The organism is Microcoleus sp. Pol12B5 (assembly GCF_036701335.1).
Lineage (GTDB): Bacteria > Cyanobacteriota > Cyanobacteriia > Cyanobacteriales > Microcoleaceae > Microcoleus.
Map to the genome: position 1 here is coordinate 72,747 of NZ_JAUBQQ010000004.1, position 21,555 is coordinate 94,301.

The window sequence follows — 21,555 nt, forward strand, 5'->3', positions numbered from 1 at the left end:
TAGTAATGAATTTACCCAATTGGAACGATTTGGCTGACGACGCGCTGGCGGGCAAATGTCTCTCTCGCGAGCAATCTTTAGCCGTATTGCGCGCACCGGATGAGGTTTTGCTGGAACAACTAAACGCAGCTTATCGGGTGCGCCGCCACTACTGGGGAAACCGAGTCAGGCTGCACTATTTGTTAAATGCTCAAAGTGGCCTTTGTCCTGAAGATTGCCATTATTGTTCTCAGTCCAAAATTTCGAGTGCGGAAATTGAGAAATATCCGCTTTTAGCTAAGGAGAAAATTCTGGATGCTGCCCAACGCGCAGCAGATTTAAAAGCTGGTACGTTTTGTTTGGTGATTTCGGGTCGCCAACCTAACGCATCTACTTTCGATCGCGTTTTGGATGCTGTCGAGACTGTGAAGGCAAATTATAACCTAAAAATTTGCGCTTGTTTGGGATTGTTGAGCGAGGAGCAAACTCATCGGCTGGCTAAAGCTGGAGTCGATCGCGTAAATCACAATCTCAATACTTCCGAATCATATCACACGGACATTTGCACGACTCACACTTTTGGCGATCGGGTTGAAACCGTCGAACACGTAAAAGCAGCGGGAATCACAACTTGTTCCGGCGGAATTTTGGGGATGGGCGAATCGGATGATGATGCGATCGATTTAGCGCTTTCGCTTCGCAATTTGGGAGTTACTAGCGTACCCGTCAACTTTTTCATTCCGATTCCCGGTACGCCATTTGCAGATGTGAACCGGTTAACTCCCCGCCAATGTTTGCGAATTCTCTGTTTGTTCCGATTTTTGCTTCCCAGTCAAGAAATTCGGATTGCTGGGGGACGGGAAGTGCATTTGCGATCGCTGCAACCTCTCGGACTCTACCCCGCTAATTCTATCTTTGTTGGTGATTATCTGACAACTCCCGGACAAGCTGCCCATCAAGATTGGGACATGATTCGAGATGCGGGATTTGCGATCGAATCCCCCGAAGGTTCTCTCTTAGAAGTTGATTCAGCAGTTACCACATCCGAACAAAAATCCCTGGTTGTGTAACTCTTATAGCAGTTTTCAATCGGATGAAATAGAGGAAGACACGGCACTGCCGTGTCCCTACCCAGTATCTATATTTCACGTTTACGAATGGGAAAGAAAAACCTGGTTTCTGAGGTAGCAAATGTGTAAACGGTAAGTTCTTAGATTGTAGCCCGAAACCCTTATTCTACGGTTGACATTCTTCAATCTAAAATCTAAAATCTAAAATCTAAAATAATACAAGAGAGGAAAATTGTGGACAAACGCGAAGAAATTACGATCGCAGAATACCAGCTAACTGCCGAATCTTTTCGAGAAGGAACTTGGCATCATGACGTATCCCAAAATCGATCCGCACTGACCGCTGCTATGCCCCGCAATCCCGGTAAAATTCTCGATATAGGATGCGGGCCGGGACGAGATTTAGTAGCGTTCAAGAGCCAAGGACACACAGTTGTAGGCTTAGATGCAACTCCGGCTTTTGTAGAAATAGCAAAAGAGTTGTCAGGATGCGAAGTTTGGCAACAATCTTTTCTGAATCTCGACTTGCCAGAAGCAGAATTTGACGGTATTTTTGCCAATGCTTCCCTGATTCACGTTCCCAGCGACGAGATGGTGAAAGTGCTGCAAGATTTGCACAAAGCCTTAGTTGTTAACGGTGCAATTGTCATGTCAATGTGCCGAGGAAATTGGGAAGGATACGACGAGAGACCAACGGGAAAACGCTATACTGCGGGATGGGAATATCATACTTTAGCGCCTTGTTTAGAAGAAACAGGATTTGCAATTGTCAATCACTACTATCGCCCCCCTGGCTTACCCCGCGAAGCTCAATCTTGGGTAGTAATGGTGGGCAAAAAACTCTAACGTAAATGGAAAATAGGCAATCGGTAATTGCCAATCATTCCCCTCTCTTCCTCTGCGCCCTCTGCGCCCTCTGCGGTTAAATAAAAAAACTCATTCACCAATAGACAGAAGATTGTTGTATAATTATATCCAGTCAAATAAACCACTTTCTGCACCAATTAAATCCCAATTAATATGACAGATAAATCCCACATTTTTTTAGCGGGTGCTAGTCGAGGCGTCGGCTTAGAAATCGCGAAATGTCTGACAGCACAAAAGATGCAAGTAACTGCACTTTTGCGATCGCCCACAACCAGCACCGAATTAGAAGCAATGGGCATCAAAGTCGTGACTGGCGATGCTTTGGATGCAGCAGCTATGGAAGCTGCGATGGCTGGCGGTGAGCCAATTCACGCCGTAATCAGCACAATTGGCGGCTTGCCCAAAGATGGAGAAAGAGCAGATTATTTGGGAAACAAAAACTTGATTGATGCGGCTGTCAAAGCAGGCGTGCAAAAATTTATTTTAGTTTCATCCATCGGTAGCGGTAAAAGTGCCGCTGCTTTGCAACCGCAGGTTTTGGAAACTTTGGGCCCGGTCTTAATTGAAAAGGAAAAAGCCGAAAATCATTTGATAGCAAGCGGGATGATTTATACAGTGATTCGTCCGGGCGGACTCAAATCGGAACCTGCAACAGGCAACGGTATTTTAACAGAAGATTTTAGAGTTGCTGGAACTATTCACCGGGCGGATGTAGCGCAGCTAGTTTGTCAGTGTTTAGTTTCTGATGCTGCTAACAATAAAGTTTTGTCGGCGGTAGACAGGCAAATGCTTTACGGCAATCCAGAATTTGAGGTATTAACTTTTAGTTAAATATCCAAACCTCAAAAAACACAAAAACCTGTAGGGGCGGTTTAAGCGAACAATACAAAACTTCCGCCCTTTGCAGATTTTTGTACAAAACCCGCCCAGACTTAAGAATCGCAAGGCTTAATCCACGATCGCCCGATCGCCCAATCCAAAACCAAACCCGCGATCGCAAACAATACCACACTCTCGACACCGCGAACCGCAAACGGCAATAACTCTTGTAGGGCGGGCATCTTCCCGGATTCAAAACACAATCCAGCATCCAACTGTCCAAAAGCCCGCACCAACCCAAAAGCCAACACCGCACCAGATTTAAGCTGCGGGTTAACATCTCGGCGGATAGCGTAGCGGTAAGTCACGCCGAACAAAAAACCGCCCAAAAGTGCGATCGTCCCTCTCAAGGCAAAATTTAGGTCAATTTCCCTTACCTGCAAACTCGCCAGAGAATCCAACCTATCCGCTAGAATTAAGCTATTACCAAGGGCGATCGCCCCAAAACCCAGCAAACAAGACAAAGCAGCAACACTCCCTGCCTTCAAAGATTCTACCCGTTCAGCCGCACTAAAATTTGACGAATCCTTCACAGCGCCCTCATTTCAAAAATGGCTCAAATTGACCTATCATAAGGTTTGGAGTCACTTTGTACAGTTTGTTCAATAAATAGCTATGGATATTTTGTCACTCGGTTGGGTTTCGGTGCTAGTTCTGTTCTCCTTCTCAATTTCAATGGTCATTTGGGGACGCAACGGTTTCTAGATTCCCGAATAGCTTGCGGGGCAGGCTTTTTAACGGCCCCGCATTTTTTTAAATCCTATTTAACCAAATCAAAATAACAGGAGTTGTAAACATGACAGCAAAAAAAATCTTAATGCTAGTCGGCGACTTTGTAGAAGACTACGAAGTAATGGTTCCCTTCCAAGCACTGCAAATGGTAGGTCACACCGTCCACGCCGTCTGCCCGGACAAAGCAGCAGGCCAAACGATTCGCACCGCAATTCATGACTTTGAAGGCGATCAAACCTACAGCGAAAAACCCGGTCACAACTTCACTTTAAACGCGACTTTTGACGAAATCAACCCGGCCGACTACGACGCTTTGATTATCCCCGGAGGACGCGCCCCAGAATACATCCGCCTCAACGAACAAGTGCTGCAAATTACCCGCTACTTTGCCAACAGCAAAAAGCCGATCGCATCTATTTGTCACGGCTTACAGGTTCTAACTGCAGCAGGCGTACTCGAAGGCAAACGGTGCACCGCATATCCCGCTTGCAGCCCCGACGTACTCCGGGCCGGTGGCAAATATACAGAAGTTCCCGTTACCGAAGCCGTAGTCGATGGCAATTTAGTCACCGCCCCCGCGTGGCCAGCACATCCTAACTGGCTGGCTGAATTCCTGAAAGTTTTGGGAACGAAGATCGAACATTCAGATAGTCATTAGTTATTAGTCATTAGTCATTAGTTATTAGTCATTAGTCATCAGTTATTAGTTATTAGTCACATGAAAATTTTTACAGTCAAAGTTAAACCGAATTCCAAACAGCAAAGCATCGCAGAACAACCCGACGGCAGCCTCACAATACATCTCAAGTCCCCGCCCGTTGATGGTAAAGCAAACCAAGAATTAATCATGCTGTTGGCAAAAAAGTTTAAAGTGCCGAAATCTGCGATCGGCATTAAATCAGGTCTTTCTTCTAAAAATAAACTTGTCGAATTTGCGATCGAACCTTTAACTTAGAAATAAAGGTAACAAGAAATCTATCTAAAGATGGATACAAACTCAACTTTAAAATCCTATATTAGTAGTTGTAGAGTTAGAATAAAAAGTTATGAACATTGAAAATAGAGTCGAAGCCACAGCGAAGAATATTGAAGGCAAAATCCAAGAAGCTGTTAGCGAAGTTACAGGCAATCAGAAAGATAAATTAGAAGGTCAAGCCAAGCAGGATGAAGCATCAGCAATTCACCTGAAAGAAGACCTCAAAGATAAAGCCAAAGAGATTGTAGACCGAGCCTAGTAACAGTATTCCCTACAAGTTTCCTGCCTACTCAATCCCGCAAACATATAGTTTGCGGGATTTTTTATAATGAGCCTAAATTATTTGTACCAATATCTTGGGGTGGGTTTATCAACATTATTGGTGGCAAAATTCACCTGCGAACCGCCTTTATAGATTCCAGTAATTCATAGTGCAAAAGCATTAATTTTGTGGCGGGAATTGTTTCCATTGCATAAGTTGTGCCATCTTGATGAGAAAATTTTACCTCAAAAGCACTGCCATCAAATTCCATCATGACTGTTCCTACTTGTCCTTTATATAATTTAATGATTTGTTTTGTTTCAAAATGGGTTGCTTCTAAATCTTCAGTTAAAGCAACAATATCTAGGTCTTTAATTGTTTTCATTATTTTTACCTCACTTTTTGACGGGATAACAACTTGTTAATCTGGGGAAACTTTCACCTAAGCGGACGATCCAAGCTGCTAGAATCAGAGATTCACCTACTTCGGTTTTCAGCAAGAATTTCATGTTGTAATGCGTTCCGTATTCATTGTTTTTTTAAATAACAACATCTTCGTTGATAGCAGCTTCTTTTAAAGCCTGTTTGAGCATTTCAGCATTTTTTAGGGTAATGCCTAACTTACTGGCAAACAAAATAGCTTTATTTTTTCATTCTTGGTGATTCAGATTTAGAGAAGATTCTTCTATTTTATTGCCTAAATCTGCTAGATGACCATTGGGCAGTTTCACTATTAATAACTTTTTTTGAAGGACAAAATAGAATATTAGTCTGCTACGATAATCGACTTTTACTCAAATGTCAATTATATCGTCTTTGAGCTGGGTGGCTGGTTTATCAACATTATTGATGGGTGGCAAAATGGAGCGGTGAATCTGCCCTTCCTTTCAATGCCTAATGCCCAATCCCCAATCCCCAATCCCCGATGCCCAATTCCCAATGCCCACAAAAAAGCCAGGGATGGATATCCCCAGCTCGAAACATAGCACAATTAGTTTTGAGAGTTGGTAGGGCGATGTTTCAGAATCGACCTCACCCTCTTTTACCCAAATTAAATCAGGGTAATGTCAGTAACCGTCAGGCCCGGTCTGCCATTCAGAATTGCCAGCGTAACCCCTGGGTTAGAACCAGAAATACCGTCAGGGTCAAATCCTAGTCGTCCGCTTTCATTTTCATAAAAGACGAACGGCTCTGTCGGGCTCGCCCCGGCTGGAGCAAAACTGCTAGTGTAACTCCCACTCTCAAGCAGCAAGAACGCCTGCGAAGAAAGTCGATTCGTATTTGGCACTACCCTCAAGTTGGGGAAGCCGTTGGAACCATTGATTTGGAAGATAAACTTGTCTTGGCCGACTGTAAAATCACCGATTTGGTCTGGGTTAGTACCCCCGGCGCCCTCGCCGAAGTTGTTGTAGTAGAAACTGTCATTACCCGATCCGCCAATCAGCGTGTCAGCACCAGGCCCCCCGCCGAGAGAGTCGTTACCGTCACCCCCGATCAAATAGTCGCTACCAAAGCCGCCCAGCATGGTGTCGTTCCCGCCACCGCCATTTAAGGTATCGTCCCCGGCTCCTCCGAGGGAGTCGGTAGCATTGGATGAGTCGCCGAACAGGATGTCATCCCCGCTACCAGTAGTGATCACATCAGTGCCGTTGCCACCAATAATGAAGTTGCTGCCTAAGTTATCAGTAATGACGTTTGGCGCTGTAAGACCGGTAAAGCTGACGCCGCTAGCGTAGGAGATGAAGTCGTTACCCGCAACGTTGCCAATCACGCGATCGCGCGCGCTGCCAAAGATAATGGTGTCACTTCCCTCGCCACCGTTCATGAGGTTGGTGACGGTGAAGCTGCTGCCAGTAGTAGGATTGGTGTAGCCAATTAACAGATCGCCGCCGAGTCCGCCTTCGAGAGTAATCAAAGCCGTACCAGTACCAGCAAAAATGGCCTTGGTAGCATCGATAGTATCGTTGCCATCTCCACCGGCTGCGTTAGTAAAGGTACCGCTCAGGCTGTCGTTGCCTTCGCCGCCGACCATTGTATCCGTCACAAAAGCTGCAACGATTGTGTCATTGCCTACTCCGCCGTCGAGCAAGTTGCGACCCGCGAAGCCGGGAAATGAACTCTGGGCGCCTCCGCTCAAAGTTAGATTCGATACCCTGGATGACTGGATGAAGTCGTCGCCTGCACCTCCCAAAGCGGTATCCTGCGTGGCAAAAACCGTGATCGTGTCGTTGCCGTCGCCGCCCTCCAAGAAGTTTCTGCCGGCTTCAAACTCGCCGATCGCCCCGGTGAGAGAATCGTTGCCGCCACCACCAATCAAGGTGGTTCTCTCAATGCCGATCGTAATGACGCTGCCCTGAGCAAACGGGCTTGTCTGGGTACTGTTGCTAATGAATAAGATGTCGTCGTCAAGATCGCCCGACAGGTAGCTGTTGCTGGCGACACCTCTTAGGGTGTCGTTGCCTCTACCGCCAAAGAGACTGTCTCTTACATTGATACCTACAACTAAGTCGTCGCCCAAATCACCGCGCAAGTAGTTGCTGCCTTCATTACCACCGAAGCCAATACCCAACTCCTGTAAACCGAGGTTGTTGCCACCGCCTGCGATGAAGAAGCCGATCGCGTCATTGTCCTTACCGCCGTAGAGGGAATCTCCTCTCTGCGCCCCTCCCAGCATGGTATCTTCGCCCTGATTACCAAACATCAGGTTAGCTTCGACAGTACCTTGGAGGATGTCTTCTCCCTCGCCGCCGACCAGGGTAGCGCGGGCTTCAGCGATTATGGTGTCCGAGCCTGCCTCGCCAAGCAGCAAAGCCGGACTGCGCTGAGATCTGATTGAATCTTCGTCGTCGCCGCCGTATATGGTATCGTTCGGGCCAACTGAAATCAGAGTATCGTTATCGCCTTGGCCAAATATTAAGCTGCCGCCCAGGGTGGAAGTTCTAATGAAATCCGCCCCCTCTCCGGCGAATACTGTATCCGGGCCTAGTCCCGGAAGGTTTAAATCTAGTTGATTAGGATTGTCATCTAACGTTGTCATAAAGCTTCACTCCTCTACTTGTTGGTCATCGCTGGTGCGACTACAGACACTGCCTAGAACACCGAATGTTTGGATTCCGCTGTAGTTTAACCTGTTTGCCAGCCGCAAGTCTAGCCTACTGGCGTTAACCCTGTCTAGACTTTCTCCCTCGCGGATTTTTTGCTTGTAAGCTTTTATTTTCAAAGTCTTCACCCTTTAATAATCCTGGTGCACTGTCTCAGGTGCTCATGCTCTATAAGACGCGGCTCATATTCTTAATGTTCCATTCTGGATTGGCGGTCGGGGATCGCGTCCGGGGGAGGAAATTAAAGATTAAAAAAGGCTGATCTGGGTGATCCCGAAGACAAGGGAAATTGGGAGATTTGTTACTTGGTAACAAGGCTTTGTGGCAATTTCCGGTTTTCCAGGCAGGGCCGTCATTTAATAATTCTGACCCGGATTGAACCGAGTACCGCTCCGGGCTTTAAAAGTCTACGCCCCGCTTTAGTTCTACGCCCCGATCGCCGTAGTGTTTGTGACAGTATACCTCGGAGTGTACGCTTGCCAAGTCAAAGTAAGCGTGGGGTTTGTGGCAGCGCCCGGTGATAATAATTTCTGTATCCCGCGGCTTGCGTAGCAGGGCTTCGACGATCGGCTCTACTGGCAGCAGTTCTAAGTCTACTGTGGGATTGAGTTCGTCGAGAATAATCGTTTTGTACCAGCCGCTGGCGATCGCACATTTGGCGATTTCCCAGCCGCGTTCTGCTTCTATGCAGTCTAGCTCTTGCTGTTGCCCCCGCCAAACTATAGCATCTCGGCCGCACCGCTGGTGGTCTACTAGCTGCGGGTAGCTTTGTCGCAAAGCTGCGATCGCCGCATCTTCTGTATAACCGCTGCCACCTTTGAGCCATTGCACGATTAACACCCGGTGAGATTGGTCTTGACTGATACCCCTACCTATTGCCTGCAAAGCTTTGCCCAAAGCGCTCGTAGACTTGCCTTTCCCCGCTCCGGTGTATATTTCGATACCCGAAATATGATGGTCTGCCGCTGCGGGGTGATAGTGGGGCTTCATTTCTGAGTGTAAGTCGGCAATCTCCAGCAAAGCTTCCGGAGCCGCTCGGCCTGTGGCGATGACTTCTAAATATTCTGGTTTGTTTTTGAGGGTTTGGACTACTTCGTCAACTGGCAGCAAACCCAAGTCCAATACGGGGTTTAGTTCGTCTAGTACCACGACGGAATAGAGCTCGCTGGCGATCGCTCCTTTGGCGATATCCCAGCCTCGCTGAGCTTCTGCGCGATCGAAGCGGGTGATTGCTTCGGCCCCAAAATATTCGGCTCTGCCGGTTCGCACTTGGTCGATCAAGTGCGGAAATGCCCGTTGCAAGGCTTCTATTGCTCCGTCTTCGTCGTAGGAGCGGCCGGGGCCTTTGAGAAAGCGCAGCAACAAGACTCGTGTGGGCGAGTCAGAATTGATACCCAGCCCGATCGACCGCAACACTACTCCCAAAGCTGCCTGAGACTTGCCTTTACCAGCGCCGTCGTAGACGTGAATCTGACCCGCGGCGCGTTCCGAGCGGGATGAGGCTGTCCGAATACCAATGCCATTCCTTACCATAATCAGCAGTTGTTTGAGTCTGTAGCGGGGTGGGTATTCGATCGCGCGCCTTGAATGTTTAATTTTTCCATTCTTTTGGCGGATCTCAACAGATTATACGATAACTTATAACCCCCAATCTTTTAAGCAGCGATCTAACGCAATCAGGTGCTCAAACCTCCGGTTAAGATTATTCCGTTTGTGCTGTACAATTAAAATTTAACACGGACTGATATACCTAAAGGCTTATGATTGCGAGTGTTTTCCCATTTCGGACTGTTTTGGTGCAAATTTTAATTATGTTTTTGGCGATCGCGATCGAATCGTGGTTTTTGCAAAAACTACTTAAACTCGGCCCCAAAACCAGCATTGAATATACAGCCATCCTTAATCTATCTTGCACTTGCGTAGGCTGGTTAGTTTTCTTCGGCATTGAAAGCGTTCTTAGCAAAGAATTGCGGGAACAGCTTATCGGTTATATTTTATTAGGACGTGGGGATAATGTTTACGCTCCAATAACTATGATAGCACTCTCAGTATTAGCAGTAACGTTTGTAGCTAAATGGCAGGGATTAGAATTCATAGACAACATGGTTTCCGGCAATAAAAAAGCTGCCAAACCTCAGTTTTTAGGGCCACCAACCCTCACCCGCCGTCCTCCCAAAAAAACTTTTCAAGTAACTACCCAGTTTGGGGGAATTTTAATCGCCCACACTGTTAGCAATCTCGTTATTTTAACCGTGTTGTTTTTGCAAAGCGTCTATTGAAATTTATGATGAAGCAATTTTTTGATGTCACTCAGCAACTCACTAAGCTGACGAACAACATTTGGGAAACCAATAAAAAAATCCAAAAGGCGATGATTCCGCCTAAAGTTGTTCACTGGAAGACTCCTTTACTGCTCAGCATATTTTTAGCTTTGCTGACAGTGGCGGCAGTCACTGACTGGCGGACGAGAACTCTGCTTTTTGATATGAGCTGGTTATTATTTACACTTTCAATGGGTTTGCTGACAAGCCAGCAACCTTTTGTCATTAAAGGAGTAAGTCTGAGTCCGTGGGTGACAAGCATCTTAATTGGCTTGTGGTTACTGATAAGATTGCCGTCGGATAGGAAGGAAATAGCATGGATATCCGGCCCACTTATAGCAGTAGTAGTTCTGGCTACAATAGAGATTTGGAATAGTGAGTCAAAACGGGAAGGTATCAGGTCGTTGGTGCGCCCTCAGTTTTTGATGATTACTCTAGTTCACCTGCTGTTTTCCTGTTGGTTTGCTTTTCACTTTTTAATTCAAGGTTGGATACAACAGTATCCGAGCGTTTTATCTCAGGATTTAAGGCAAAGCGATTATGTGGTGACATTTCAACGACCAACTATTAATCGCTCCCGAGGAGTTGTCATCCTCAATGCAATGGAGGGATACCTGCGAAATGAAGCCCGCACAAAACCGTGGGCGCAAGTAGAGCAAATGTTAATAGATATTGACAACGAGCGATTTTTTCTGCGGAATCAAGCGTTAAAAACAACTGGGGTAGTCGCAGAAGATGCGAGGTGGGATGTTAAAACTTCTATCGTCCAAGGAGAGTCCCGCTATCAGTTAGAGATGCAGGCAACTTGGCTGGGATTGGTTTTTAGACCGGAAATATATTCGTTTACCAAATCTTGCGAGGTGTTCGAGATAGCCAATAGGGCGACTGTAACCTGCGATGCCATCAAACGCTCTCAACCCGGACAGAAAAAAGATGGAACGGCGAGGGACAGTCAAGTTTGATTCTGTCTGTGTTAACTAATTGCGATGGGTATAGCGGGAAAGTGGGAGAGTCTGAAAGTGGGAGAGTCTGATATCATTTCCGGTTACACTCCTTATGATGTTGACTGTTGACAGTCAACTCGAATTTACTATTCCGATGCTAACGGATTTGATATGAGAGTCTGAAATGGAAAAAATCCTCTTTCTTCCTTCTTCCCTCTTCCTTCTTCCCTCTTCCTTACACTAAAGTATGGCGAAAGTTTTCAGCGGGTTAATAACTAGATGAATTTGAGAAGAATCTTGACAGTCGCGACCAATGTATTTTGGGAAGTAATTCGCGATCGCATCCTTTACTTAATTATTATTTTTGCTCTGTTGATGGGCGCCTCGGTCCGGTTGATACCGGAATTGGCGGCGACAACCGAAAAGAAAATTATCTTAGATGTCGGTTTGGCTGCTATGAGCCTCCTCGGTCTAATTGCCACAGTCTTTGTGGCTACCGGACTGGTCAACAAAGAAATAGAAAAGCGCACTGTTTACCTGTTAGTTGCCAAGCCGATAAGTCGGGCTGAGTTAATTGTGGGCAAGCACTTAGGGCTGTCGGCGGTGCTGGCGGTGCTTGTAGTGGCAATGACTGTTATCTATCTGGCTATTCTGAGTTTGAGCCGCATTCCTTTCCCTTTGGAAAGCATTTTAATCGCTTCGCTGTTTATCTGGTTTGAGCTGTGTCTGATGGCTAGTGTCGGGATTTTATTTGGGGTTTTTAGCAGTTCGTTGCTGGCAACTTTACTGACATTTGGCGTTTATTTAATGGGACATTCGACGCGGGATTTAGTGGCTTTGGGCAAGTTAGCTAAAAATCCTGGCCTTGAACAATTGATGATGGGACTTTATCTGGTTTTGCCGGATTTAGCCAGATTCAATTTGAGAAACGATGCTGTTTACGGACAAGTTCCTTACTTGGCAGGTTTGATTACAGATGCTGGCTACGGTTTGCTGTATGTGGTGCTCCTGCTGTCAATTGCGATCGCCATATTTTCCCGCCGGGAATTTTAAAGCGCGCATTCCGCACCTTTAGGGTAATGGTTTGTAGTGAAGACTAAAATCCTCACTACAAACCATTTTATTATCGACTTAGAGCGCTAAGATATAGAGAAGGTTATCGATCGCCAATTTCGACTAAAACTCAAACTTTTATTGGTAAAATGAGGTGACTTATGACTACTATAATTCACAAACCGATATCCCCGCTCAAGATTACTTGGCCACTGCTACCCGATGATTTCATCCTACCAGACGACCCTATAGACGATATAGACCATCCCTTGCTAGCTAACGGTTTGCGCCAGTCTGTAGTGGATTCCCCGGAACTAATGCAAGACGCACTAATAGTTTCTAATTTTGCTTTGTGTGCTGCTGTGGACGATCGCACTATTTGCAAAGCCCCAGACTGGATGTACGTGCAGCCGGTTCAAAAGAGGCCTCACAACTATCCCCGCCGCAGTTACACGCCTCATACCGAAGGAACAGTCCCTTTTGTAGTGATGGAATTTCTATCAGCTACTTATGGCGACGAATACTCTCTCGAACACACAGAAGAAATTGGCAAGTGTTTTTTTCCGAACAAGTAATCAAAGTTCCTCGCTATGTCATTTTTCGACCGCATACAGGCAGAATAAAAGTTTATGCGCTTGAATCAGAGCGTTATGACAATCAAAATCCTGATGAAAATCGACGTTATTTAATACCTGGATTAAATCTATTTTTGGGAGTGTGGCAGGGAACTCGCGAAGGTAGAACAGGATATTGACTGCGCTGGTGGACGGAGGGCGGAGAACTGCTTTTGTGGCCGGAAGAAAGGGCAGAAAATGAACGCCAGCGAGCCGATCGCCAACAGCAAGACAAAGAGTTAGCCGAAACGCTGCTGGAACAGGAAAGACAGCGAAATCCAGAACTTTGGGCTCGATTGGCAGCCCTCGGTCTCGATCCCGAATAGCATTACAAGTCTGAGGGAAGTCGGAAGAATGAACAGGTTTGATGGAAGAAGAGAACCCGATCGAAATATGCTTTCTTCATCCTTCTTTCTTGAGTTTACTGTCTTACTTATATGTTGGTAAAACAAGGTAAAATTATGTTAATAGAAAAACTCGAAGAATTAAAAAATATTTTCGCACAAATGGAACGGGCTTTGATTGCCTACTCCGGCGGAATTGACAGCACTTTGGTAGCCAAAATCGCTTTTGACGTGTTGGGCGATCGCGCTTTGGCAGTGACGGCTGTTTCCCCGTCTTTACTGCCAGAAGACTTAGAAGATGCGCGCATTCAAGCAGCAGAAATTGGCATTGCCCACCAGGAAGTACAAACTCAGGAAATGGCCAACCCAAATTATACTTCTAACCCAGTTAACCGCTGCTATTTCTGCAAAAGCGAACTGCATGATACTTTGAAACCTCTAGCACTAGCAAAGGGTTATCCTTATGTGGTTGATGGGGTTAATGGTGACGATTTAAAGGATTACCGTCCCGGAATTCAGGCTGCGAAGGAACGCGGTGCGCGATCGCCTTTAGCAGAAGTAGGCATGAGTAAATTGGAAGTGCGGCAGTTGGCCAAAGAATTGGGTTTGCCTTGGTGGGACAAACCGGCTCAACCTTGTTTGAGTTCGCGCTTTCCTTACGGCGAAGAAATCACCGTTAGAAAGTTGCAAAGAGTGGGGCGCGCCGAACGGTATTTGCGCCAGTTGGGACTGAAAAATTTGCGAGTGCGATCGGACGGAGATACGGCCCGCATTGAGTTACCAGCAGAGGAGATTAAGCAGTTTGTGTTAAATGCAGATTTGCCTGCATTAGTCGCGGTGTTTCAAGAGTTTGGTTTTGTTTACGCGACTTTGGATTTGGAGGGGTTTCGCAGTGGCAAATTAAATCAGGTTTTGCAGCCGCAATTGTTGCAGGCAAAAGGTTGATTAATTTTCCCGAATACAAAAAATTTCTCATGATTGATGTAGTTTGGGAAATGGACAAAGGGGAACCATGGCAATCCAACCTTTATAGTGGCGTTGCTGAATCAGGGTATGAAAAAAATAACTTTAAAATCCCAAAGCTTTGTGGATACTGGTTTCTATGACAGCCATATTTAGCGTTTCATACCGTAAATCAACAACGCCGCGAATTTCTTGATAGTACAATCCCCCGAATTTATCCGTGGGATCAATCCAAAATCTAAAATCTAAAATCTAAAATCGAATGACTCTATGCAGCGGTTTCAACCGCCGAGTCATAAAGAGGGTGGCTAATTTTCAACGCCCGAGTCTGATCAAGGAGTAGTTGGCTGAATTTGCTGTGGCTGCATTTGCTGCTGCTGATTTTGGAGCTGAAGTTGCTGCTGCTGGATCTCGAGTTGCCGATTCTCAAGATCTATTTGCCGCTGTCTGTCTTCGAGTTGCAAGCGTCTGTCTTCAAGTTGCAGCAATCTGTCTTCAGCTTGCCGCTGTCTTTCTTCACGTTGTAGCTCTCTTTCTAGCAGTCTGTCTTCACGTTGCTCTTGTCTGTCTTGACGTTGTTCGCGAATCTGTCTGAGCTGATTTCGCCGCTCAAAATCGCCTCCCAAAAATAAGTTTTGAAAAGCGTTGATAGTTGCTTGAAACCCAGTAAAAACGCCGCTAACAGCGCTGATCCCATTTGCAACTCCTGTTATTGGCTGCAAAAAACTGTTGATATTGTCTCCTACCCTAGCATAGCCCGATCGCGCTACCAGAATCACATCGTCGTTGCGGAGAGTGGGGTTATTATTAGGATTCAACCCTTGAGCAAAATCTACCTCGATCGTGCGGCGAGAAACAGTACCGTTGGGGTTCAATCGCAATAGTTCTACCTTGTCTTTTTTAGCCCGCAATTGATTGAAACTGCCTGCCGTCAGCAAAGCTTGGTGCAGGGATGTACTAGGTCGCACCTGCAAAGCCCCAGGCCTAATTACTTCTCCTACAATATTGATGCTAATCGCGTTCGGAGAAAAACTGCTATTTGCGACTTGAGAAACTTCCGCTAAGTCTACAGTAGCTGCTGTCGGGATAATTACGCTATCTCCTTCTTGCAGCAAAATATCTTGAGTTGCGTCGCCTTTTTGCAGCAAATCCCACAGATTTACCATGATAGTTTGTTCATTGCCACCTCTGACTCGGCGGCGGATTTGCACGCGGCGAATGTCAGCTTCTGTAGTGATACCACCAGCAATTTTCAATGCTCTAGTTATTGTTGGTAAGCCTACAACTGCTCCTTGCTGTTGGTCGATAGATACAAAACTCAACTCTGTTTGTTGGTTGCTCGATCGCACATCCGAAGCAAATACAGTATAAGGCCCCGGCCGGTTTACTTCCCCGACAATTACCACACCAATTGGTTTAGTAATATCAGCGGAAAAATTAGCACTGGCTCTTTGGCGAACTTCTTGAGTATTCAGAGCCCTTGCTGTCGGTACAAAAATTGTATCTCCATCTCGAATCGTGACATCTTGACGCAAATTTCCCGTGTCTAAAAAATCCTGCAAATCAACATTAGTAACTTGCTCCGGCCCACCTCTGTTGGAACGACGAATTTGGACATTTCGCATATCTCCTGCTGATGTCACCCCTTGTGCAAGTTGCAGCATTTCCATCAAAGTCGGGAATTTTACTCCTCCTCCTTCTCTAGTGGGATTAATCTTGTATGAACCCGGGCGAGTAACTTCACCCGCAAGACCTATATTTAGGGGGCGAGCGACGATCACAGTCACGGTAACAACGGGAACATTGATGAAGGGTTCGTATCGCTGGGTAATCACATTAGCGGCTTGTTGCAGGGTCAACCCTTGAATTGAGACGCTGCGAATAATTGGCAAATTGAGCGTCCCATCAACTAACACTTGATATTCTCTGCTGAATTCAGGGACGCCGAAGATATCTAAAGCAATGCGATCGCCCGGGCCTAAAGTATAAGCTGCTTCTGGTGTCAGCGAACCAGAATTGCCGATCGGCGGCAAACTCGAACCCGGAGGTGGCGGCAGTACTCTCGGTTGGCTTGGGTTCCTAGCGGGCGCAGGATTTCTGACGGCAGGTAACTGAGCTCTACTGGGCAGCGAACTCAATAGCACCAGGAGTGCTGACAAACTCAGACTTGTAGCGGTTTGAATGGTATGTTTCATCTTTCTTCCCTGGTTGCAGCCTGCCAATGAACAAGAGCAATTTAGCTAGTGGATTTTAGTTTATTTTCCCTGCTGTCCAGTGTAGCCTCGCTGTGCTGCAAAATCCACAGGTGCAAGCATAAAAATTGTACGATCGTACTTAACTATTTTGTCCCTTTTTTGTAAAGAAAGTGTAAAGCCCGCCAACTGTTGTCAGGATTAGGATCTCGTTTGAGCAAAATTTTTCATACATAACTCGCGATACAAATCAACCCGCCACAGAAAGGAGATAGGAAAAAACCACCCTGCTTTGAGGTAAAATGTTCAATAATTCTCTCTGCAGGACAAAGACAAGTGTCACTAAAATTGGATAAGGTGATTCCCTGGGGACGGTGCTTGGATGAATACATAGGAATGTTTAGCTTAACATCAAGTGACATCAAGCTAGCAATTCTTGATTGTGCCGGCGGTCCGGCAAGTTTCAATGCCGAAATGACTCGCCAAGGTAAAAAAGTAATTTCTTGCGATCCAGTTTATCAGTTTACTGCGGTAGAAATTGGCGATCGCATCCAAGAAACATATCAAACTGTGATTGACGGTGTTAAAGCCAATTTAGACGGCTACCTGTGGAACAATTTTGAATCGCCCTACCAGCTAGGCGAAGTGCGAATGAAAGCGATGGAGGAATTTTTAGAAGATTTTCCCTCTGGCTTAGAGCAAGGCCGATACATTAATGCTGAGCTGCCAGTTTTGCCTTTCGAGAACGGTAAATTCGATTTAGCTTTGTGCAGCCATTTCTTATTTGCTTATTCTCACCTGCTTTCCGAAGAATTTCATCTAGAAGCAATTACAGAAATGTGTCGGGTTGCAAAGGAAGTCCGGGTATTCCCTCTATTGCAGAGTTTTAGCGGAGAGGAATCCGATCACTTAAACCCGATCGTCGCCGAATTGAAAAAGAGAAATTTTAGTGTAGAAATTCAAGAGGCTCCTTATGAGTTTCAAAAAGGTGGGAATAAGATGCTGCGAATTAGCAAAAAAAGCTCCGCAGAAAAATAAGTATAACTTATTCTTCTGGTAGGGAAACCAAATAACAGCCATTAATTCGCCAACTATTATCAAACTGTTTTTCCATGAGATAAATGGCTCTGATTGGGATGCCTTCCGAGTCCAGCAACAGCACCGGCTGAGCGAGAATTTCTTCTACAGTGGTGAGGTTTTCAAATAATACCGATCGCGGACGGTAGACAGCTTCATAGGCAATTTTTACCATGTGCATAAAGTTTTCGGCGGTGCGAAACTGCTGCTGAATTCCGGGACTGGCGAAGGAAAAAGCCCCAGCAGCATCGTCTTTTTGAAATGCTTGCAGTTGCTGTTCTACGACTGAGCGAATGGTAGTGCGATCGCTATCAGTAATTTGCATAATTTTGATAATAAAGTGCTGCTATATCTGCGTCCAAATTACTGAGGGCATGGGAATTCGCGATCGCTCCCTAGACTATCTGCCCATTGCTTAACCCGATCGTGTCCAATGCCCGTCTTGTTTGTCTGGTAATCTTGCAAGGCTGCCAGACTATTGGCGATCATTTCTTCTTCGCTGAGGGGTTGAAACTCGTTTGCTGTGTCAATTTATCCCCACTGATATCCCTCCGTTTACTCGGCAATTTCTGCGATTAGGCGTTCAAAGTCGCTGAGATTCCTGTTGGACTGATTCAGCCATGAAAGCACGAGCGCGTGAACCGAATCGCTGGGCATGGCTTGAATTTGGGGGTTGGGGGTGGAGTTGCTTTATAGATTGAGCCATTGGACAATACAGAGTGACTGATGTACTTTTAGCGCAGTGTCAAATAATTGCGTACAATATAACGCACAGTTGCGGTAAAATTAATTAAAGACTTTTGTATTTTACTAACGGTCGGAAAATTAGTTAATACTTAAAATAATGACTTGTGACTAATGACTAATATTTGATATAATATCAGACCCATAATCCAAACTCAAACCAACTCATGCCACAAACAGTCTGGATCGCACGACACGGAAACCGCATCGACTTCGTTAACCCCGACTGGTTTATCACCGCAGAACACCGCTACGATCCCCACCTTTCCGAAGACGGTCACGTTCAAGCCCAACAACTCGCCAATCGCCTCAAAGGTGAAGGAATTTCTCATATTTTTGCTTCCCCTTTTTTGCGAACTGTCCAAACAGCAAATCATGCGGCCGAAGCTCTTGATTTGTCGATAAAATTAGAGTGGGGACTTTGCGAATGGCTGAATCCTGAATGGATGACAGAAATGCCGGAAACAGAGTCAGTCGAAGCTTTGTGCAGGCGTTTTCCCAGGATTGATGCTTCCTACAAAGGCGGTATTGCTAATTATCCCGAAACTGGGGAAGCTTGTCTCAAAAGGGCGGGGGAAACTGCTAAACGCCTCGCGGCTGAGTTTCCAGAAGATATGCTATTGGTAGGTCACGGTGCGTCGGTTTTAGGAACTGCGATCGGGCTGGCGGGCTGTGCAGAAACGGAAATTAACGCTTCTTTGTGCTGTTTAGTGAAAGTGGTGCGGGGTGAGGGAGAATGGTCGATCGCACTTAATGGCGATACTTCTCACCTGACTGATTCTGAAACCGTGATCCGGTTTAATTAAAGTTGAGATTCGTGCGAAAAATCGCATTTTATGCTATGTGTGTAAGGTGCGCCGAGGTGCACCCTACGTTAATCTGATTAGTCCGAATCTGGGTGTTATTGTTTAATCTCGATCGCACATTTTAAATCGAAAAGCTTAAATAGGTATGGCAGGACACAGTAAGTGGGCGAATATTAAACGCCAAAAAGCTAGAGTTGATGCCGTTAAAGGCAAGGTTTTTGCTAGAATATCTCGCGAAATTATTGTCGCGGCCCGCAGCGGAGTTCCCGATCCCGCTGGCAACTTTCAACTGCGGACGGCTATTGAAAAAGCCAAGGCGGCGGATATTCCTAATGAAAACATAGAAAGGGCGATCGCCAAAGGTGCGGGCTTGGCGGGGGGAAGTTCGGAATTAGAAGCTATTCGCTACGAAGGTTACGGCGTTGGCGGGGTTGCTATTCTGATTGAAGCGCTGACAGACAACCGCAACCGCACAGCGGCTGACTTGCGAGAAGCTTTTACTAAAAATGGCGGAAACTTGGGCGAAACAGGTTGTGTGGGCTGGATGTTTGACAACAAAGGAGTTTGTACGGTACGCGGCCCGATTGATGAGGAACAATTGTTTGAAGCGTCGCTAGAGGCGGCTGCGGAATCTTATGATTTGATATTAATTGATGAGGATACTGAAGGTGCAGAGGTATTTACAAGCGTGGCTAATTTGGAACAGTTGGCTGATGTTTTGAAACAAAAAAATTTTGCAGTTTTGCAGTCGGAAACTCGCTGGATTCCGAGCAATACAGTGGAAATAGACACTCCTGAAAAAGCTCGATCGCTCCTTAAGTTAATGGATGCACTGGAAGATTTGGACGACGTGCAAAGTGTGACGGCGAATTTTGAAATGAGCGATGAATTGATGTCTTCGGTCATGGTTTAATGCTTTAAAGATGAGGGATCGGGAGCGTCCTACTGGCACTGCAAAAGACGAAAAATCGCCAGCGGGACGATCGCGCTACACTATTACCAGGAAACGAATCCCCATCTGTACGCGAGGGGGGAGTGTCAATCCAACGCATTGCTGAAAAAGCTGCATTGAAAATCTCAACCCACAGTAAAGCCATGCTAGATAACAACGAAAGCAAAAAAGACAGCACCCACTCAGAAGAAGTTCTGTCAGCAACAGAAGTATCAGAAACCAAGGATCGATCCGAATCGGAGGTGCAGGCTAAACCAGGGGATAAATCTAATTGGTTCGGTTCCGTTTTCGGAGCCGTCTCTGCAACGGCGAGTGCGGTAGGGAGTGCGGTAGGGAATGCCGGAAGTGCGATTGTTAATACCGCCAGTGCGGTAGGGAATGCAGCAGGCAGTGCTGGAGATGCGATTGTTGTTAATACCGCCAGTGCGGTAGGGAATGCCGGAAGTGCGATCGTGAATACTGCGAGTGCGGTAGGGAATGCGGTAGGGAATGCCGGAAGTGCGATTGTTAATACCGCGAGTGCGGTGGGGAATGCAGCAAGCAGTGCTGGAGGTGAGATTGTTGTTAATACCGCGAGTGCGGTAGGCAATGCGGTAGGGAATGCCGGAAGTGCAGCACTCCAATTTCCCAATTTTTGGGATTCAGCCCTCGGTTCGATTTCCCAGAGTCCTATCTTGAAAAAACTGACTGAAAATTTCAAAATCGACTGGTTAGTTAATGCGATCAATAAAGTTGATGTCGTGACTGCCGAGGCGCAAGTTCGAGAGTTGCAGCGCCAATATCCTCACGAGAAACCTCAAGAAATCGCACATCGCTTAATGGTGGAAAAAGCCTTGCTAGCGGCAGGAAGTGGCTTGGTTAGCAGTTTAGTTCCGGGCGCAGCTTTGGCGTTGGCTGGCATGGATTTAGCGGCAATGACGGCGTTATCCGCCGAGTTGGTTTATCAAATAGCTGCCGCCTATGGAAAGGATTTGCAATCGAGCGATCGCCAAAAAGAAGTTGTCGCTATTTTCGGTTTATCCTTGGGTAGCAATTTAGCGATCGAAGCTGGAGTTACGCTTGTCAGCAATATTCCCTTGGCGGGTGCGGTGATTAATGCTAGCGCCAGTGCGGCAATGATTTACGCGCTGGGATACGGTGCTTGTCGGTTTTATGAAGCCGATCTCGATTCCTCGAAAATCGAAACCAAGCTCGAAGATTTACGAGAGGTATTGCAAGCGGAAAGTGAGCAATATTTAGAGAAAGCGATCGCACAAGAAACGGTGATGGATTGGATTTTGGTGTATGTCGTCTATACCAGCCAAAAATTTACCCGATGGGATGAGTTATTACCCCAACTACAACTGGCGAATTTAAATCCCAAGTCTTTAGCTGAGATTGAAGCTGTGAAAAATAAGTCTAAATTGCCTCCCAAGTTGGATATTTTACTCGAACAACTCGAACTCGATTTTGCCGAACCACTTTTAAAGCGATGCACTGAGATCATCGAGGCTGACGGTGAAATTAATGAACAAGAGGGGAAAATTTTGCTGACAATTCAACGGGCTGTTTTGAGCAAAAGAAAGCAAGCTCAAAAGCAAGCCTAGCCAACTTTGATCGAGGATGGGGTATCGGAAGCCACTGAAGCACAAACTGAAGTCTAAGCTAGATCACAAACTCCTCCGTGCGTTCACGCCAGG

General features: G+C 46.2%; 23 protein-coding genes. 17 read left to right on the top strand and 6 right to left on the bottom strand.

Going from position 1 to position 21,555, the window contains the following annotated elements:
- The first annotated feature begins 5 nt into the window (after positions 1–5).
- The 3 genes from bioB to QUA24_RS03765 all read left to right on the top strand — a co-directional run bounded on the left by bioB (position 6) and on the right by QUA24_RS03765 (position 2,747).
- Positions 6–1,049 carry a biotin synthase BioB gene (gene bioB, locus QUA24_RS03755; protein ID WP_333227326.1) on the top strand — a complete coding sequence of 348 codons (1,044 nt, stop codon included), beginning with the start codon at positions 6–8 and terminating at the stop codon, positions 1,047–1,049.
- Between the two features lie 234 nt (positions 1,050–1,283).
- Entirely contained in the window at positions 1,284–1,895 is a 612-nt protein-coding gene (locus tag QUA24_RS03760) for a class I SAM-dependent methyltransferase (RefSeq protein WP_333227328.1), read from the top strand.
- A gap of 174 nt (positions 1,896–2,069) precedes the next feature.
- Positions 2,070–2,747, top strand: coding sequence for an SDR family oxidoreductase (locus QUA24_RS03765; protein ID WP_333227330.1), 678 nt, complete (start codon positions 2,070–2,072; stop codon positions 2,745–2,747).
- A gap of 101 nt (positions 2,748–2,848) precedes the next feature.
- On the opposite strand, the gene QUA24_RS03770 is transcribed toward QUA24_RS03765, so the two are convergent.
- Positions 2,849–3,328: a hypothetical protein gene (locus tag QUA24_RS03770; RefSeq protein ID WP_333227332.1), complete on the bottom strand. Its 480-nt coding sequence runs from the start codon at positions 3,326–3,328 to the stop codon at positions 2,849–2,851.
- Between the two features lie 82 nt (positions 3,329–3,410).
- Between QUA24_RS03770 and petN the strand changes: the two genes are divergently transcribed.
- The 4 genes from petN (at position 3,411) to QUA24_RS03790 (ending at position 4,762) form a co-directional block, all read left to right on the top strand.
- Positions 3,411–3,500, top strand: coding sequence for a cytochrome b6-f complex subunit PetN (gene petN, locus QUA24_RS03775; protein WP_071883976.1), 90 nt, complete (start codon positions 3,411–3,413; stop codon positions 3,498–3,500).
- A gap of 91 nt (positions 3,501–3,591) precedes the next feature.
- On the top strand, positions 3,592–4,185 hold the full coding sequence (locus tag QUA24_RS03780) for a DJ-1/PfpI family protein (protein WP_333209575.1): 594 nt from the start codon (positions 3,592–3,594) through the stop codon (positions 4,183–4,185).
- Positions 4,186–4,245: 60 nt separating this feature from the next.
- The gene (locus QUA24_RS03785) at positions 4,246–4,482 is read left to right on the top strand and encodes a DUF167 domain-containing protein (protein WP_333227334.1); all 237 of its coding nucleotides are present in this window, start codon (positions 4,246–4,248) and stop codon (positions 4,480–4,482) included.
- A 91-nt stretch (positions 4,483–4,573) separates the two neighbouring features.
- The gene (locus QUA24_RS03790; RefSeq protein ID WP_333054441.1) at positions 4,574–4,762 is read left to right on the top strand and encodes a CsbD family protein; all 189 of its coding nucleotides are present in this window, start codon (positions 4,574–4,576) and stop codon (positions 4,760–4,762) included.
- A 133-nt stretch (positions 4,763–4,895) separates the two neighbouring features.
- Here QUA24_RS03790 and QUA24_RS03795 read toward each other — a convergent pair whose 3' ends face one another.
- From QUA24_RS03795 to QUA24_RS03805, 3 genes are all read right to left on the bottom strand, one after another.
- The gene (locus QUA24_RS03795) at positions 4,896–5,150 is read right to left on the bottom strand and encodes a DUF4926 domain-containing protein (RefSeq protein WP_333227336.1); all 255 of its coding nucleotides are present in this window, start codon (positions 5,148–5,150) and stop codon (positions 4,896–4,898) included.
- 666 nt (positions 5,151–5,816) lie between these two features.
- Positions 5,817–7,802: a calcium-binding protein gene (locus QUA24_RS03800; RefSeq protein WP_333227338.1), complete on the bottom strand. Its 1,986-nt coding sequence runs from the start codon at positions 7,800–7,802 to the stop codon at positions 5,817–5,819.
- A gap of 463 nt (positions 7,803–8,265) precedes the next feature.
- Positions 8,266–9,399 (bottom strand): cob(I)yrinic acid a,c-diamide adenosyltransferase, encoded by a 1,134-nt coding sequence (locus tag QUA24_RS03805; protein WP_333162744.1) that lies wholly within the window; start codon positions 9,397–9,399, stop codon positions 8,266–8,268.
- A 227-nt stretch (positions 9,400–9,626) separates the two neighbouring features.
- Here QUA24_RS03805 and fraC point away from each other — a divergent pair, with 227 nt between their 5' ends.
- The 6 genes from fraC to larE all read left to right on the top strand — a co-directional run bounded on the left by fraC (position 9,627) and on the right by larE (position 14,087).
- Positions 9,627–10,145: a filament integrity protein FraC gene (fraC, locus tag QUA24_RS03810; protein ID WP_333227340.1), complete on the top strand. Its 519-nt coding sequence runs from the start codon at positions 9,627–9,629 to the stop codon at positions 10,143–10,145.
- 5 nt (positions 10,146–10,150) lie between these two features.
- Complete coding sequence (locus tag QUA24_RS03815; RefSeq protein ID WP_333227342.1) at positions 10,151–11,149, top strand: DUF5357 family protein; 999 nt, start codon at positions 10,151–10,153, stop codon at positions 11,147–11,149.
- A gap of 261 nt (positions 11,150–11,410) precedes the next feature.
- Entirely contained in the window at positions 11,411–12,184 is a 774-nt protein-coding gene (locus QUA24_RS03820; RefSeq protein WP_333227344.1) for an ABC transporter permease, read from the top strand.
- 161 nt (positions 12,185–12,345) lie between these two features.
- Positions 12,346–12,759: a hypothetical protein gene (locus QUA24_RS03825; protein WP_333227346.1), complete on the top strand. Its 414-nt coding sequence runs from the start codon at positions 12,346–12,348 to the stop codon at positions 12,757–12,759.
- Between the two features lie 212 nt (positions 12,760–12,971).
- Positions 12,972–13,124, top strand: coding sequence for a hypothetical protein (locus QUA24_RS03830; RefSeq protein ID WP_333227348.1), 153 nt, complete (start codon positions 12,972–12,974; stop codon positions 13,122–13,124).
- 135 nt (positions 13,125–13,259) lie between these two features.
- Positions 13,260–14,087: an ATP-dependent sacrificial sulfur transferase LarE gene (gene larE / locus QUA24_RS03835; RefSeq protein ID WP_333227350.1), complete on the top strand. Its 828-nt coding sequence runs from the start codon at positions 13,260–13,262 to the stop codon at positions 14,085–14,087.
- A gap of 350 nt (positions 14,088–14,437) precedes the next feature.
- On the opposite strand, the gene QUA24_RS03840 is transcribed toward larE, so the two are convergent.
- Positions 14,438–16,300, bottom strand: a complete 1,863-nt coding sequence (locus QUA24_RS03840) for a polysaccharide biosynthesis/export family protein (RefSeq protein WP_333227352.1) — start codon at positions 16,298–16,300, stop codon at positions 14,438–14,440.
- Positions 16,301–16,633: 333 nt separating this feature from the next.
- Here QUA24_RS03840 and QUA24_RS03845 point away from each other — a divergent pair, with 333 nt between their 5' ends.
- Positions 16,634–17,335: a class I SAM-dependent methyltransferase gene (locus QUA24_RS03845; protein WP_333227354.1), complete on the top strand. Its 702-nt coding sequence runs from the start codon at positions 16,634–16,636 to the stop codon at positions 17,333–17,335.
- A 7-nt stretch (positions 17,336–17,342) separates the two neighbouring features.
- On the opposite strand, the gene QUA24_RS03850 is transcribed toward QUA24_RS03845, so the two are convergent.
- Positions 17,343–17,699, bottom strand: a complete 357-nt coding sequence (locus QUA24_RS03850; RefSeq protein WP_333227356.1) for a DUF4864 domain-containing protein — start codon at positions 17,697–17,699, stop codon at positions 17,343–17,345.
- Positions 17,700–18,285: 586 nt separating this feature from the next.
- On the opposite strand from QUA24_RS03850, the gene QUA24_RS03855 reads away from it, so the two are divergent.
- From QUA24_RS03855 to QUA24_RS03865, 3 genes are all read left to right on the top strand, one after another.
- Entirely contained in the window at positions 18,286–18,924 is a 639-nt protein-coding gene (locus QUA24_RS03855) for a histidine phosphatase family protein (protein ID WP_333227358.1), read from the top strand.
- A gap of 145 nt (positions 18,925–19,069) precedes the next feature.
- Positions 19,070–19,837, top strand: a complete 768-nt coding sequence (locus QUA24_RS03860) for a YebC/PmpR family DNA-binding transcriptional regulator (protein WP_333227360.1) — start codon at positions 19,070–19,072, stop codon at positions 19,835–19,837.
- 122 nt (positions 19,838–19,959) lie between these two features.
- Positions 19,960–21,462 carry a hypothetical protein gene (locus QUA24_RS03865; RefSeq protein ID WP_333227363.1) on the top strand — a complete coding sequence of 501 codons (1,503 nt, stop codon included), beginning with the start codon at positions 19,960–19,962 and terminating at the stop codon, positions 21,460–21,462.
- Positions 21,463–21,555 lie beyond the last annotated feature (93 nt).